This window comes from Chitinophaga caeni, assembly GCF_002557795.1.
GTDB classification, from domain to species: Bacteria; Bacteroidota; Bacteroidia; order Chitinophagales; family Chitinophagaceae; genus Chitinophaga; species Chitinophaga caeni.
The window spans coordinates 4,020,468-4,037,497 of sequence record NZ_CP023777.1 but is presented as its reverse complement, the minus strand read 5'-3'; the positions used below and the strand labels follow the sequence as shown (position 1 = coordinate 4,037,497).

Below are 17,030 nucleotides of genomic sequence, written 5' to 3'. Positions count from 1 at the left end.
ATTTCATAAATTCACTTTTGCTGACTAATTTAATACTATTACCGATCTACAACCGAAATCAAAACGTGCTATGTTCGAATATTCTTGGGGGAAAATTACCAGGTTATTGTTATGTGTATTGTTGATATTAATAAATATCAACGGCAGCTACGCCCAGAAACATTCCGTGCGTTTTAATAAACTGGGTATAGCGGAAGGGTTGCCGCAAAATACGGTGCACTGCATATTGCAAGATGCGAAGGGCTTTGTTTGGATTGGAACGGAAAATGGTTTATGCCGTTACAGTAATGATGCGATCAAGGTATATAAGCATAAAATCGGGGATACTAGTTCTATCGGGAACAATTCCGTTTTGACGCTTTGCGAGGGCAAGGATCAAAACATTTATATCGGAACTGAAACGGGATTAAATGTTTATAATCCCCGAACCGATAAATTTTCGATCGTGGATTCAGCAACTTTGCACCGCGATGTTACTTGTGTTTTTAAAGATAGTAAGGGTAATATATGGGTTGGCGGCCCGGGGTACCTGTATTACCTGGCGCCGGGGATGAAACAATTGCAAGATGCTCCCTTCCCCTTAAAAGGTAGTTTTATCGTGCGCGGCATGGCAGAAGATAGCTTGGGACGCATCTGGTTGGGCAAAGGCAGCGAGCTCATTTGCTATGATCCGGCCAGGGCAGAATTAATTCCCGTGGATGCGCAATTGACCCATTTTGAAAATTACGGCAACAGCACGATTCATACAATTGCGGTTAAGGGTGATGAAGTTTGGTTCGGTACCCAGAAGCAAGGTTTATGGGTATACAATTTCAAGAATGGACAAACTAGAAATTACCGCTCGGACGACACTCCCAATAGTATTGCCACGGAAATGCTGAAATCGATTTGTTTTGTAAATGACCAGGTTTGGGTAGGCACCAGGAAAGGGTTATACATTTTGAAGGATTATAATGTTACCGCGCATTATGTTTATGATCGGTTTGATCAGCACTCGCTCCCTTACAATTCCGTATGTTCTATCATCCAAAGCGATGATGGTACCGTATGGGTTGGAACCTATTGGGGCGGGGTAGCCCTGGTGTACCCGGGCAATGAGCGTGTTTCCCACATAACGCCCTTGATGAGCGGCGGAATCGGTATGAACGGCATTAATACCATGGGCGTGCAGGAAGACGATGCCGGTAACCTTTGGATCGCGACTGCTTCGGGGTTGAACTACTATGATCGTGCCAGCAATCAATTTAAATATTACCATATCCCCGCCGTATCAGGCAATATCAATAAGGATTTTATCGAGTCGATCCAGGTGCAGCCTTCCGGGGATTTACTCGTGGGCACGCTGGAAGGATTGTATCATTTTGATAGGGGAAATAAAACATTTTCTGAAATAACATTAAAATCAAACCCGCGAACGGGCCGAAAGTATTTTTATGCCGTTTTTGATATTGAAACATCGCGCGGGGGAGCATACTGGATCGGTACCCATACGGCTTTATTCAAATTGTTGCCCGACGGTTCTATAAAAGAATTTCCACTTTATAGGAACGAGCCTAATAGCTTATTGGGAGAGATTCACAGTTTACATGAAGATGCTTACGGTACGTTATGGATCGGTACAAATGAAGGATTGTACTATGTACCTATGGGGGCTACTCAAATATATAATTATTCAAGCGCCAACGGGTTATCCGGCACATTTGTATCCGCGGTTTATACCGATAAAAATGGTACACTCTGGATCGGGACGGAAGGGAAAGGCTTGTTGTATTTCAACCGGAACCGCGATACTCTTTATAGCGTAAATAATACATTCAATTGGGATGAAGTTGATACCAGGGGAATAGTAGAAGACAATACCGGTAATTTGTGGATCGCTAGCCAGGATAAAATTTCAAAGATTACCCGCAATACACAATCGATTCCTTATAAGAAAGGTGATTTAGATATCGCAACCTATACCGGTGATAATTGGCCGGGAAAAAACGAATACCTGTCCGTTTATAAAGATAAATCCGGCATGATGTTGTTTTGCGGTATCGATGGTGTTACAGTATTTGATCCAAGCACGATCGTTGCCAATACGCAACCGACCAGGGTCATTTTGACCGATTTTCTCATCAAGAATTTGCCGGTAACTATCGGCGATGATTCCCCGCTTCAACAGGCGATCAGCTATACAGATGAATTAACACTCCAGCATGACCAGGCATATTTTACGGTGAAGTTTGCTACCTTGAATCATGCTAATCCCGCCGCTATCCAGTATGCTTACATGATGGAAGGCTTGAAAAGCGATAACATGTGGCATTACGTGGGAAAGCAGACCTCGGCCACTTTTACAAACCTGGATCCCGGTGTTTACACGTTTAAAGTAAAAGCTGCCAATAAAGATGGGCTTTGGAGCCAGGAAGTCAGATCCCTGGAAATAATTGTAAATCCACCTTTCTGGCGCACCTGGTATGCATATTTTGTTTACGTATTAATTGCCGCGGGATTACTATTCTGGTATTACCATTACACTTATAAAACAGCATTTCTAAAACAGGAAATTAAGAACCAGGTAATCATAAGGGAGAAGGAACACGAATTAGTGCAATCCAAGTTGGATTTCTTTACCAATATTTCCCACGACATAAAAACTCCGCTGACATTGATCATGGCACCGGTAGAGAAACTTTTGCAATCGCCCAATTCCAGCGAACAGGATAAGCGGCAGTTACAATTCATGCAGCAAAACACGGAGCGCCTGATGCGGTTGATGGATCAGCTACTGGATTTTAGGAGGCTGGAAGAAGGCGGTTTACCATTGACCGTCGAAAAGGGAGATCTTTCCATGTTTTGCCAAACAACGCTAACGGCATTTGAAGGTTTAGCAACTAAGAAGGGCATTCAACTCCAGTTTGATTCCTGCGGAAAGGATACGGAAACGTATTTCGATAAAGATAAGGTGGAACGTATGTTGTTTAACCTTATCTCCAACTCGATCAAGTTTACACCTAACGGGGGACTGGTTAAATTGAGCGTGCAGGTTGGAGAACAAGGGAAAGCGAGCATTAAAGTAGAAGATAACGGGGTGGGGATTGCACCCGGAAGGTTCGAGAAGATTTTCGAACAATTCCAACACTTCGACGATCACAAGATACAGGCGGGCGGAACGGGCATCGGCTTGGCATTCGTTAAAGCCTTGGTAGAAAGGCACCGCGGAACAATACATGTAAGTAGCAGCCAAGCTATCGGGCAGGGATACGGTAAAACGTGCTTCGAAATATATATCCCTGTAAATAGGGAGGCATTCAAGGCCGAGGAAATATTGGCTTGCCATACGGGCTACTATACCCAAACAATAGCCCCCTTGGCGCCGGAATTAGCCATCAAGGTAGATGCCGGGGATCAGAAACCGCAACTATTGCTGGTTGAAGACGACCCGGGATTGGGGCAGTATTTATTAGAATTATTTAATGATAATTACTCGGTTTCCCTGGCAACCAGCGGGCTCGAAGGCTGGGAGCAAGCCTTGGAGAAATTACCTGATATCATCATTTCAGATGTGATGATGCCTGGAATGAACGGCGTAGAATTTTGCCACCGCCTAAAGAATGATAGCCGCACCAGCCACATCCCCATCATATTGCTGTCGGCAAGGGGAACGGTCTCCTTCATCCGCGAAGGGTATGAAACGGGGGCAGATGATTACATTGCGAAGCCCTTCAATATCGCCTTGTTGCAAAGTAGGTTGCAAAATTTGCTGCTGAACAGGAAACAGTTGCGGGAGCGTTTCGGGAAGGTAATAACCCTGGGTTCCAGCGAATTGGAGATTACGGGGCCGGATGAGATTTTCTTGCAGGGGATCGTGAAATATATTGAGGAAAGGATCGCTGAACCAAACCTCCAAGCGGAAGAATTGGCAGCCAAAATGTGCATGAGCCGGATGACCTTGTACCGCAAATTGAAAGCATTAACTAATCAAAGTATCGTGGAATTTATAAGGGGCATCCGTTTAAAAAGGGCAGCCCAATTGTTGTCAATGCAACAGTACGCTGTAAACGAAGTCGCTTACATGGTCGGTTTCTCCGATGTAGACTATTTCCGCAAATGGTTTAAGAAAGAATTTGGTAAAACCCCGACCGAATTTAGTAAGAAAGAAGAAGTGGTTTCGTAATTTATTGTTTATTAATTACTTATGTTTGTTTTATACCGGGCCTTGTTACAGGGGCCCGGTTTTTTTTGATACAAAATGAGGGTAATCTCGTGCTATTCGTCCCCGTCCATTTACTGGCTAACTCCTTACTTTTATACCGTTGCATTTATTTAAAAAAATCGAAACTAAAGAACGAGCTCTGAATTCTGTATTTATTAATTTTTGAATCAACCAAAATTCAATCCACTTTAAATGAAAAATGAACCGGTCTAATAATAGACTGCCGGAATGGCATCTGTTAAAATCGCCTATCATTATCAGTTTGCATTTACAAAAACTATTACTATGCGCTTGAATCCAACGTACATTTTTATCATGCTCTTGGGGGCATGTACATTTATGGGGTGCGACAAGGAGGATCATCCTGAAGGGTTCGTGATGAAGTTCTGGAACGTACAGCTTTCCGGGGCCAACGTAGTTCCCTCATCGGAAGGAAATAACTCGCACGCGTACGCCTTATTGTATTTAAGGGATGATTATCAACTCTACTATGACATTTATTTTGATTCACTATCGAAGGGTAGTAGCCCGGGAGTAGTGGAAATCAGGATGGGGAATGCTATCGAAAACGGGGAGACGATACTCACCCTGGACGGTAACTTCCAGGATGGCAAATTGAAAGGAAATGTTGATTTCCCGAAAAGTTTAGCAGATAGCGCGATCAATAATGACGCCTATATCACGGTTGCAGGTGCCGGTAACGGCGCTTTAGCAAGGGGACAACTTGCAAAAGAAGTTGTTTATACACTGGATCTGCCTTTAACCGGGGATCAAGTTGTTCCGGGAGTTTCAACAACCGCAACAGGTACGGCTTACCTGCGCATCACGGAAGATTTTAGTGTTTATTTTGCAATCGATTGCAAGAATGTGCCTGCGGGGGAAACATTAACCGGGGCTCATTTACACTCTGCAACGGGTGATATGCTATTCAATTTCGCTTCGGGGCCTGCCGACTTCAATGTTCCAAAAAGCGGAGAGGGTAGTAACGATATCCTTAATGCGTTGAAGAAAGATGCAGTATACATAGATGTTCATTCCGACCAGCATCCTGATGGATTGCTAAGGGGAAATCTACGCTAACCTTATCAATCAACTTATAAAATCATTATAATGAAATTATTCCCTATAAATAAACCTGGTGCCAGGTACATGAAGCAGTGGGGTTGGGCGCTAGCCGCGGCAATTTCATTAAAGGCTTCTGCACAGTCAGATACCACGGTATTATTAAAAAATGATTCTTCTTGGCTTTCGCAGAAAGTTCAATTATGGAATAAACAATCATCGAAGGCTGATTACGTTGGCGCTGCCGGATCCATTTATAATAAAGATGTCAATTCAACACCGGTAGCGGATGTTACTAACTTGATGGCCGGTAGAATAGCAGGCTTATACACCCTTCAACTATCTGGTATGAATGGTGCTGATGCTGCAGCATTTTACCTTCGCGGTAGAACCCCGATCATTGTCATCGATGGAGTAGTCCGCAGTTTTACCAACTTCAACCCTGATGAAATTGAAAGCATCACGGTATTGAAGGATGCCCTTGCTACGGCCATGTACGGCCAAAGGGCGGCCAACGGGGCGATCGTTATTACTACCCGTAACGCAGGCAAGCATAACTTCGAGATCAATGCTTCTGCACAGGCCGGGGTAATGGATTTCCTTTACAAACCCAAATTGGCCAATGCATTCCAGTACGCGACCTTGTATAATGAAGCGCAAGAAAATATGACACCGGGTTCAACACCGAGGTACACGCAGGATGAGCTAGCGGCTTGGTCCAACCATACCAACGATCCTTACGCGCAACCGGATGTTAATTGGTATGATGAAATCATCAAGCAAAACCCGCTCCAGCAGCGTTATAATATTAGTTTGGCCGGTAAATCCAGCAACTACCATTACTTCACTTCACTGGAACATTTCGCGCAAGGCGGAAACTTCATCACTTCGCCTAGTAATTCTTACTCGACGAACAATGATTATAAACGCTATAATATCCGGACCAATGCGGCCGTAGCTTTTAACAAGGATATCGAGCTGACATTGAACGTTTTCGGTTCCCTGGCAACCGGTTACCAACCGGGTGTCGGAACTGTTTCATTGGCTAATAATATCACTTCTACGCCGCAAACGGCTTACCCCGTTTATAATGCTGACGGTTCTTACGGTGGTAATAGCCAATGGACGAATAACCTCCATGCCGGCGCTGTTAGCTCTGGCTACCTGGTCAATACCGAACGTACGATCGCCGCAGATATGGCTTTAAAGTACAAACTGGACGATTTCGTAAAAGGTTTGTGGGTTAAGGGACAGTTATCGATGAATAACTATTACCTCGAAATGATCGATCGTAGCAAATCATTTGCCGTGTACCAACCGGATGATGCTAACCCCGGCGAATATATCCGCTACGGTGAAAACGGCCTGGTAGATGCCGGAACTGCTGAAGTGAATAGCCAGATACGCCAGTCTTATTATAACGCGATGATCGGGTACGATCGCTCCTGGAAAAGTCACCAGTTGAATTTACTCGCTACCTATAACGTGGACAATAATATCAACAATTTCACCGAACTGGATCTTCAATACAAGAACCTAGGGTTAAATGCCAGCTATAATTGGAATAAAACCTATTTCGCTGAACTGGGATTGAATTACGGCGCTATGAACCGTTACGAGCCCGGCAAACGCGGCGCCGTATTCCCATCTTTGGGATTGGGCTGGGTTTTGAGCAATATGCCTTTCTTCCACCCCAAAAACATTTCTTACTTAAAAATCAGGGCTAGCGTAGGTCAATCTGCCTGGGGGGATCCCAACAGCTATTTCGCTTACCTGCAAAACTTTACCATCGGTACAACGGGTTACAATGTGGGAGAAACGAACTCCAATATTTCCGGTGTAGAAGAAGCCCGCCTAGTGAACAAGGGCATCACCTGGGAAAAAGCATTGAAACTGAACATCGGTGTGGATGCGAGCTTTTACGATGGACAATTATCATTAACTGCTGATTATTACCGCAACAAGTACAGTGACGAGTTGATGGTGCGCGGTCAAAACAGCGGGATCATGGGTATCCCTTTCCCGGAAGAAAATATCGGGGAAAGCCGTTATTCAGGTTTCGAAGCCTCTGTTAACTTTAGCCCGAAAACTTCCGGTGCATTCAAATATTTCGTGAATGCCAATTTCTCCGCGGCTAAAAATACATTGCTCTACAATGGTAATCCACAGTATCCTTATTCTTGGTTGAACCGCACCGGTCATCCAGTAGGACAGTCCTTCGGTTTAGTAGCTGATGGTTTTTACCAGGAATCTACTGACATCACGAAGACGGCTAACTGGCAAGGATATACGCCGCAACCGGGGGATATCATGTACAAGGACCTGAATGGTGATGGTGTGATCAATGCCTTGGATCAGCAGGCTATCGGTACCGAGAAACCCTTGTTGTATTATGGTTTGAGTGCGGGTTTCAGCTTTAAGGGACTGGATTTCAGTTTCCTGGTACAAGGTGTTAATAACCGTAATTTTTACCTCGGCCCCAATGAAAGCAGCGCGTTTTACAACGGGTATGGCAACGTGTTAGAAATGCATATGGACCGCTGGACACCGGCCAACAATGTAAACGCGGCTTTCCCGCGCTTGAGCCTGGGTACTAATATCAATAATAACCAGACATCTACTTTCTGGATGCGTTCCGGTGATTATATCCGCTTGAAAAACGTTGAGATCGGTTACAACTTCAAGTCCTTATTATTCCCTCATGGTAAAATACGCACGTTACGCTTGTTCATGAACGGGTACAATTTATTGACTTGGAAAAAAGATGAGGGTGATTTCGATCCTGAATCCAGGATGAGCATTTTCAGTAACCAAAGAATCATAAACGGGGGTATTACCCTGGGATTGTAAAACCTTAATGCTTGACAATTATGAAAAAATATAGTCTCTACATCGCTTGCAGTTTACTCCTAGGTATGGGTGCCTGCCAAAAGGATGTGATGGAGAAAGAACCTTTGGAATACGCTGACCTGGAACTGGTTTTCGATCCGTTGGATTCCCTGGGTGTGAATGCTGAAAAATTCCTTTACAATATATATAATGACCTTCCCAGGGGTTATAACCGGATCGATAATAACGTACTGGATGCCGGAACCGATGATGCCGTTCCTTCAAATATCAATGCTTCGGTGCAATATTTTTCCACCGGGCAATGGAGCCCGTACCTGATGCCGGAAGACCGTTGGAAGGTTTCTTACGAAGTAATCCGCAAGGTGAATATCTTCCTTGAAAACATCGGAAGGGTGCCTTTGAAAACGGATGGTTTGAAAGAGCAATGGATTGCCGAAGCACGTTTCATGAGGGCGATGGCATATTTCGAACTTTCTAAACGCTGGTCAGGTGTGCCGATCGTGGGCGATAAAGTTTTTGAATTGAATGATGACGTGGCTTTAGCCCGTGATTCTTACGATGAAGTAGTAAGCTACATTTCTAATGAAATAGACGCGATCGTTGATGATTTACCTAGTGAATATACGGCTGCTTATTTCGGTCGCGTTACGAAAGGGGGAGCGTTAGCACTGAAAGCCCGCAATCTCTTATACGCCGCGAGCCCATGGCATAATGAGTCTAACGATTTACAAAAATGGCAAGCCGCTGCGGATGCTGCGAAGGATGTTATGGATCTTGATTTCTACAGCCTGACCGGTAATTTCACCGATGCTTTCCTGAAACGCAAAAACACGGAAGTTATCCTGGCTTATATGGCATCGCCCAATTCAACGGTGGAGCGGTTAAATGGCCCGATGGGATCCCAAAGAGGAGATCAAGGACTGACCAACCCTACACAGGATTTGGTGGATGCATTCGGAATGGCGAATGGCTTGGGAATTCATGAAGCCGGTTCCGGTTACGATGAAAATGATCCTTATGCCGGTCGCGATCCCCGTTTTTATGCAACTATTTTCCATAACAATATGAGCTGGTTAGGTCGTAAGGTGGAAACTTTCGATGGTGGTTTGGACAGGCCATTGGGTTATGGCCGCGCCACCAGTGGAGAAACACGTACAGGTTACTACATGAGGAAATTCCTGGGTACCGGTGGCTCTAACAATTCTTATTCCAACGCGGAACACTGCTTCCCGATCTTCCGTTATGCCGAAGTTTTATTGAACTACGCCGAAGCGCTGAATGAAGTTGGAGGGCCTACCCAAGATGTTTATGATGCTGTTGAAGATATACGCAGGAGGGCAAAATTAGTGCCGTACGCTTTACCGGCAGGCTTGAGCAAGGCAGAGATGAGGGATCGCATCCGTGGGGAGCGCAGGGTTGAGATGGCATTTGAAGAGCAGCGTTTTTGGGATATCCGCCGTTGGAAAATCGCGGGGGATGTTTTGAATAAAACCTTAACGGGAATCCAGGTCATCAAACAAGATGATGATTCCTTCCGATATAACCGCGTGGATGTTTTGAAAACCAGCTTCGATGTAAACCGGATGTATTTGTACCCGATCCCTTACAGCGAATTACTGGCTAATCCAAACATGGCTCAGAATCCTAATTGGTAAGATTTCACAAACGTATTCAATCGCATCACATGAAAAAATTTATATATAGCCTTTTACCCATCTTGCTATTAGCAAACCTGGCCGTAAAGGCACAACAGATCGTGGCAAAGGGGCAGGTGACCGATGGCAAGCAACCGCTGCCGGGTGTGAGTGTGTTCGAGAAAGACCTGCCATCGCACGGGGTAGTTACAGATGAAAACGGTAACTTCTCCCTCGAAATTAGAAGTAAGTCTAAAACCTTGATATTTTCTTACGTGGGCTTTCTGAAGCAGGAAGTCGGCGCTTCTTCCAATATGAAGGTGGTTTTGAAAACTGATAACAAGGGCTTGGAAGAAGTTGTAGTTGTAGGTTACGGTGAGCAGAAAAAAATCACTACTACCGGCGCCTTAAGTTCCGTGTCGGGTGAACAAATTCGCCAAAGTCCTACCGCGAGTTTGCAAAATGCTTTATCCGGTCGCTTACCCGGCTTGTTCAGCCAACAACGTAGCGGCCAACCGGGTAAAGACGGCGCCGCATTCCAAATCCGCGGTATCAGTTCTTATAATACAACGGGTGGTAACGTGGCCAATAATCCATTGATCATCGTGGATGATATCGAGTTTACTTACGACCAGGTTAATCAACTGGATCCGAACGAGATCGAGAGTGTTTCTATCTTGAAGGATGCCTCTACAACGGCTGTTTACGGTATTCGTGGCGCCAACGGTGTATTGGTAATTAAAACGCGCCGCGGTAAATCCGGCAAACCGAAATTATCCATCAGGAACGAAACTGGAGCTTTGACTCCGACCCGTCCTCCGGATATGAACAATGGTTTTACGACCTTGAGTTTATTGCGGGAGCAGGTAACGATGAAGGAAAATGATCCGGCTGCGAATTACCCTCAATTCTTCTCCGGTAATAACCTCGATTATTACAAGGATAACAGTGACCCTTACGGTCATCCGTACGTTGATTGGTGGGATGTGTTAATGCGCGATTACAGCTTGCAAAACCGTACCAACTTCGATATCAGCGGTGGATCTGATTTGATCAAGTATTTCATCTCTCTGGGTTATATTACCCAAGGAGGTATTTATAAAAACTTTAGCGCCGATGAAGGGTATAACAGTAATTATTTTTACAACCGTTATAACTTCAGGTCTAATATTGATATCAATCCCACGAAAGATTTGAAGATCCGGGTGGATTTATCCGGTCGCTTCAGCACGATCAATGAGCCGAATGATAAACCATTCAACAATGGTGGTACTACCTTCCAATACTTATGGAATGGGGAATTATCATCCTTCGGTTACCCGGTTTATAATGAAAACGGGACCTTGGGCGGTACAACATCTAGCGGAACGAAAGGTAACCCGGTAGCGAACTTGACCTATAGCGGTTACCAGAGAAATTTCGAGAATAATTTCAACATGGTAACTTCCGCTACGCATAACTTGGATTTCATCACGAAAGGACTTTCCGTTAATGCCTTGGTATCCTTGGCGAGTGATTACGATTTTACCAAGAGCTTAACCCGCGCCTCAAACGAGATATTGACATATTATTATGATGATATTGAAGGTACGTATAAACCAACCGTCAATAACCTTTACCGCATGGGGAAACTTTCCCGGGGGGGTGGCTACAGGGGCAGCGTAAGAAGGCTGAACCTGCAAGCAAATTTATCCTACAACCGTAGTTTCGGGAATCACAACATTTCATTCTTGGCATTGGCGAACCAGTTGACTAACAACAACAACTACTACAGCAACCCGAATGTTATCGCAGATATACCCGACAATTTCCGTGGCTTTACAGGTCGTTTATCTTATAACTACAAGATGAAATACCTCTTGGAGATTAACGCCGGGTATAATGGTTCCGACAGGTTCGCATCCGACAAGAAATACGGCTTATTCCCCGCCATTAGCGCCGGTTGGAATATCAGCGAAGAGCCTTTCTTCAAGGAGAACGTGAAGTTTGTTGATGCTTTGAAATTCCGCGGATCTTACGGTTTAGTAGGTAGTGATAAGATCGGTTCGTACAAGTATTTATACGAGCAAATCTACAATGGCGGTAAAGGTTATAATTTCGGTGAAGTGCCGACAGGTGTGAGCGGCATCATCGAAGGCGATCTTGGAAATGATGAAGTAACTTGGGAGAAGGAACGCAAGCTGGACATCGGTATGGACGCCAAGTTGTTTAACGGTAAGTTGGGTATTACGGCAGACTATTTTGCTAACGAACGTTACGATATCCTTTCTACGCGTGGTACTGTTCCGAATGTATTCGGCGTAGGTTTACCACCGATGAACATTGGCCGTGTGAGCAATAAAGGTTGGGAATTGGAAGTTGAGTATAACAACCGCGGTGGTAAATTCCAATATTTCGTGAGAGGTATGGTAAGTTATGCTAAGAATAAGATCCTTTACATGGATGAACCTATCCAATCTTACCCATGGTTAGCGAAAACAGGTAAGTCGATCGGTGAGCAATTCGGTTATAAATACGTGGGTTACTTCGAAGATGTAGAAGATGTAATGAAAAGTCCCAAATTGGTAACGAGCGTGCCGATGCAGAACCTATTCCCAGGTGCTTTGAAATTTGCCGATCTTAATGGAGACGGCATTATCAATGATTACGATCGTACTTCTATCGGTAACAACCAACCGAGGTATACAGGTAGTATCGCATTCGGTTTCACTTATAAAGGATTTGATTTTAGCACGATGTTCCAGGGAGCGTTCGATTACGTGTTGAATATCCAACGGGGTAGTTTGGCATACAATAGGCCGGAAAGGCAATCTGTTCCTTTCAACCTCGATCGTTGGTTGCCTTGGAATACCGATAACTCTTACCCGGCATTGGCCGATGGGCAAGGTAGTTCCCAAGCATCTAGCTACTGGTACCGTTCCGGTGATTACGTTAGGTGGAAGAATATCGAGTTGGGCTATAACGTTCCTTCTTCCCTGTTAAGGCACAAGGTGATCAAGAGTGTTCGTATCTATGCTAACGGTTATAACATGGCCTTGGTTTATACCGGTCTGCCGGTAGCCATCGATCCCGAATCAGCGGTTTCATCTTCCATCGGTGAATACCCGCAGCAAAGGATTTATAACCTCGGGGTACAAGTGGGATTATAGTACTATTATCAATCAAAACATGAAAAGATGAAAAAGAAAATCGCACTATATATAATCTGTGGCCTAACGGTGATGGCCGCTTGTAAAAAGTCCGATAGTTTCTTGGACAAAAGGCAAACCGAGAGCTTGAATGAACAGGTGGTGTTTTCAGATAGCGCCAAGACCTTACAATTCCTAAATGATGTTTACGCTTATACCGGTATGGATGTTTACTATTTCCGTTATAGCTATATTAAATCTCCAGTGGGAAATGATTATTCCTGCATGGAAGATAAAACATCCCATTCTATTTCCTTTTATAGTGAGCCGCAGGCATCATTGATGACTGGCGCTAGTACTGCCAGGAATTACTTTACCAATAATTATTGGAGCACTTATTATTCAAAAATCCGTGCTTGTAACCAGTACATGAAAAAAGTGCAGGGCGCCCCGCTGTCTTCCGAAATGAAGGTGCGTACCGCCGCCGAGGCTAGGTATTTACGGGCATTCTATTATGCCCAGCTGGTTAGGAGTTTCGGCGCCGTGATGCTGGTAGGAGATACCGTTTTTAGTGAATTGGCAACGCCAATCGAATACAAGCGTAATACTTTCAAAGAATGCATCGATTATATTGCACAAGAATGTGATGCCGTTGCCCAATATTTACCTTCAGCAACAGAGCAACTGCCACAAGATTATGGCCGTATCACGAGCGGTATGTGTTATGGACTAAAAGCCAGGATGCTCGTGTATGCCGCCAGCCCCTTGTTTAACGGTGGCGCTATAACGGATGATCCGGAATTACAACCGTTAGTAAGTTACGGCAGCAACTATGATCCGCAATTATGGCAACGTGCTGCAAACGCGTGTAAAGATGTTATGAACCTTGGCGATTATCATTTATATACGAATGATCTGCCCGGCGCAAGGGATGGTTACTCCTTCTGGAAACTGTTTTTAACGAGGAAAAATGTTGAATATATTCAACCGTTTATGATCGGTAATAATACTAACTTGGAAGGGGCTTGGTTCCCGATCTCCAGGGGTGGTAGCGGTTGGAGTACGCCTACTCAAAACTTGGTAGATGCTTTCGGCATGAGAAACGGTAAACGTATCTCCGATCCGGCAAGTGGTTATGATCCGGAACATCCTTACGATAATAGGGATCCAAGGTTTTATAACTCCATCATCTTCAACCAGGCGCGTATTTACAACAACAGCACCAAGAAGATGGATCCTATCAATATTTACCGCACCTGGCAAGGACAATTAACCCCGGATGGTTTACAGACGTACAAAACCAAAACGGGTTATTATTCCAGGAAAATGTGTAATGATAGCACGGGCGATTATTCCAGTCAAAGCCGCGTATACCCCGTGATACGCTATGCGGAAATCATTTTGGGTTACGCGGAAGCAATGAATGAATTAAACGGGCCAACAGCTGAAGTGTACGATATGTTGTATCAAATTCGCGAGCGGGCAGGCGTAGATCCCGGTGTAGATGGTAGGTATGGTTTGAGCGCCACGCTTAGCAAAGAAGATATGCGTAGCATTATCAGGAATGAATACGAAGTTGAATTCGCATACGAAGGTCATTGGTATTATGATACCCGTCGCTGGAAAACTGCTGAAGTTACAGAGAATATACCGATGCAAGGTATGATGGTAACAAAAGAGCAAGATGATAGTTGGTCGTACGAGAAGATTACCGCGATGAGCGCAGTATTCTTGGCTCCGAAAATGTATTTTGCACCGATACCTTTCAATGAAATTACGAAAAGTGCGGTATTGTATCAGAATCCAGGTTGGTAATTGAGAATTGAAATTATAGATCATGAAGAAATTTATTTTAGCATTGGCAATGGCAGGTATTCTTTTACCTGCCTTTGCTCAAACTCCGGCGAAAAAGCGCCTGGAGTTGAAGTATGGAGCACAGTATACCGGTAAGCGAACAGATGCCGCCATGAACAAATGGAGATCGAATCGCTTTGGGCAATTTATTCACTGGGGTTTGTATGCTATTCCTGGTGGGGTTTGGAATGGAAAGACCTATAATTATGCAGCGGAATTTTTGAAATCCAGCGCCCACATTTCTACGGCTACATGGGATTCCTTGATGTACAAATTCAACCCCAAGAAATTCAACGCCAAAGAGTGGGCGAAGATGGCTAAGAAAATGGGGGTGAAATATATGACCATCACCACCAAGCACCACGAAGGTTTCTGTTTATGGCCTTCCCGTTATACTGATTTCAACATCAGTAACACGCCTTATAAAAAGGATATCCTTAAAGAAATCGTTGATGCTTACAACGCGGAAGGAATTGATGTTAATTTTTATTATTCCGTCCTGGATTGGCATAACCCCGACTGGAGGTATGATATCAAATCCAAAGAGGATAGTATCGCGTTCCGTAGGTACCTCGATTTCGCAGAAAACCAACTCAAGGAATTGGCTACCAATTATCCGACTGTTAAGGCATTTTGGTTTGATGGTACCTGGGATGCATCGGTTAAGAAAAATGGTTGGTGGACTTTAGAAGTAGAGAAGATGCTGAAGTCCGTTCGCCCCGGCGTAATCATCAACAGCCGGCTTAGGGCAGATGATTACGGTAGCAGGCATAAAGACTCTAACGGTGAACTCATGGGCGATTACGAATCAGGTTACGAAAGAAGATTGCCTGACCCGGTAAAAGATATTAAAGTAACTTCTTGGGACTGGGAAGCATGTATGACGATCCCGGAAAATCAATGGGGCTATCATCAAGACTGGAGTATCAGCCATGTGAAGTCACCCTTGGAGCTGTTGGAAATGTTGGTGCATGCAACCTCGATGGGCGGCAATTTCTTATTGAACTTCGGCCCTAAAGGGGATGGCAGCATCCGGTCGGAAGAGCAAAACATTGCTAAAACCATCGGTGATTGGATGGCAGTAAACGGCCAAGTAATTTATAATTGCGATTACGCCGGTTTAAAAAAGCAGGATTGGGGATATTTTACCCGTGAAAAGGGAAGTAATCAATTGAATATGGTCATCTTCAACGTGCCGGTGAGCGGACTTTTACACGTGGATGTTCCAAAAGGTATGATATTAAAAAAGGCTCATTTCTTGACTACGCCCGGACAGCAAATTAAAGTTGAAGAGATAGCTAAGAATCAATACTTGCTTCATATGCCGATAAAATTATACACTAGCCCGCAAGTAATTGTTGTGGAATGTGATAACGGTAAAGAAAATGCAAACAAGTATCAAGACGCGAAAACTTGATAAGGTTTTCAAATCGCAAGTAGTAGCTTTTGCCGGTACTAATTTTTAGTACCGGCTTTTTTGTGAAGTAGGATTTCTATATATTTAATTTCATTGTTGTCCGACTAAAATTGCATTAAATTTACTTGGATGCCTTACCTGGTCAAGGACATAAGCGAAGGATGATCTATTCAGCCCAGCCAACAAAACCGTGCAACTTCGCACTGTAGATAGCGAAGCCATACAGTAGTACAAAGGCTGGATCGAGCGATCAAATTGGCGGCCTTGATGGCCAATTTGTGCCCTTTTTTGGTACTTTTTTTGGGCAAGCAAAAAAGTACAAAGAAATGTGCAGGTGGACATTGAATCGAACTTTTGAGGAGATGATAATTTTTTCGTTGAATATTTAGTCGGACAATAATGATTTAATTTATATGAATGAGGAGCATCCAGGGGAAAGCATTTTTGATGAAGCATTCGACGAGCTAAATACGCCGTCCAGGTATTCTTTGCTTCCCGGCTGGGTTAAATTCTTAGCCTGGCTAAATATCGTGCTAGCATTTTGGTACGCCGTTGCTGCCGCTTGGAAGTTGTTAAGTAAAACCGATTTATTAGGATACCATCCACCCGTAGATTACCTTGGCGCTTGGACGATCGTTATGATGGTCGTGAAATTTCTTGGCGCTTACGGTTTACTGACGTATAGGCGTTTCGGGCCTAGGTGGGCCAGGTTGGATGCCATGGGAACCATGGTGATGGTAATTTTTACCTTCGATACCAATATGCTCAGCTGGGAGCATTCCATTACGATTTTGTCCAGGGCAATTTTGTTCCTGGTCGCATTGTTTTATTTTTATTTCAATAACAAAATTCACCTTGCCTGGTTAAATGCCCGCAGGTAAAAA

The 17,030-nt window shown here is 44.2% G+C and carries 8 protein-coding genes; all 8 read left to right on the top strand.

The genetic code is table 11. The annotated features are described in order from the left end of the window. The first annotated feature begins 70 nt into the window (after positions 1–70). Complete coding sequence (locus tag COR50_RS16920) at positions 71–4,162, top strand: hybrid sensor histidine kinase/response regulator transcription factor (RefSeq protein ID WP_098195081.1); 4,092 nt, start codon at positions 71–73, stop codon at positions 4,160–4,162. A 324-nt stretch (positions 4,163–4,486) separates the two neighbouring features. After that, positions 4,487–5,281, top strand: a complete 795-nt coding sequence (locus COR50_RS16915; RefSeq protein ID WP_157760936.1) for a CHRD domain-containing protein — start codon at positions 4,487–4,489, stop codon at positions 5,279–5,281. 30 nt (positions 5,282–5,311) lie between these two features. After that, a complete protein-coding gene (locus COR50_RS16910; protein WP_098195079.1) occupies positions 5,312–8,113 on the top strand; it encodes a SusC/RagA family TonB-linked outer membrane protein in 2,802 nt (933 codons plus the stop codon). Positions 8,114–8,133: 20 nt separating this feature from the next. Further along, complete coding sequence (locus tag COR50_RS16905) at positions 8,134–9,768, top strand: RagB/SusD family nutrient uptake outer membrane protein (protein WP_098195078.1); 1,635 nt, start codon at positions 8,134–8,136, stop codon at positions 9,766–9,768. A 29-nt stretch (positions 9,769–9,797) separates the two neighbouring features. Next, a complete protein-coding gene (locus COR50_RS16900; protein ID WP_098195077.1) occupies positions 9,798–12,896 on the top strand; it encodes a SusC/RagA family TonB-linked outer membrane protein in 3,099 nt (1,032 codons plus the stop codon). A gap of 27 nt (positions 12,897–12,923) precedes the next feature. Then, positions 12,924–14,690 (top strand): RagB/SusD family nutrient uptake outer membrane protein, encoded by a 1,767-nt coding sequence (locus COR50_RS16895; RefSeq protein WP_098195076.1) that lies wholly within the window; start codon positions 12,924–12,926, stop codon positions 14,688–14,690. A 22-nt stretch (positions 14,691–14,712) separates the two neighbouring features. Next, positions 14,713–16,146, top strand: a complete 1,434-nt coding sequence (locus tag COR50_RS16890; protein ID WP_098195075.1) for an alpha-L-fucosidase — start codon at positions 14,713–14,715, stop codon at positions 16,144–16,146. Between the two features lie 413 nt (positions 16,147–16,559). Then, entirely contained in the window at positions 16,560–17,027 is a 468-nt protein-coding gene (locus COR50_RS16885; protein WP_098195074.1) for a hypothetical protein, read from the top strand. The last annotated feature ends 3 nt before the right edge of the window (positions 17,028–17,030 follow it).

Coding starts and splice junctions, on each gene's coding strand:
- COR50_RS16920 (WP_098195081.1), top strand. CDS start 71: ATGTTCGAATATTCTTGGGGGAAAATTACCAGGTTATTGTTATGTGTA.
- COR50_RS16915 (WP_157760936.1), top strand. CDS start 4,487: ATGCGCTTGAATCCAACGTACATTTTTATCATGCTCTTGGGGGCATGT.
- COR50_RS16910 (WP_098195079.1), top strand. CDS start 5,312: ATGAAATTATTCCCTATAAATAAACCTGGTGCCAGGTACATGAAGCAG.
- COR50_RS16905 (WP_098195078.1), top strand. CDS start 8,134: ATGAAAAAATATAGTCTCTACATCGCTTGCAGTTTACTCCTAGGTATG.
- COR50_RS16900 (WP_098195077.1), top strand. CDS start 9,798: ATGAAAAAATTTATATATAGCCTTTTACCCATCTTGCTATTAGCAAAC.
- COR50_RS16895 (WP_098195076.1), top strand. CDS start 12,924: ATGAAAAAGAAAATCGCACTATATATAATCTGTGGCCTAACGGTGATG.
- COR50_RS16890 (WP_098195075.1), top strand. CDS start 14,713: ATGAAGAAATTTATTTTAGCATTGGCAATGGCAGGTATTCTTTTACCT.
- COR50_RS16885 (WP_098195074.1), top strand. CDS start 16,560: ATGAATGAGGAGCATCCAGGGGAAAGCATTTTTGATGAAGCATTCGAC.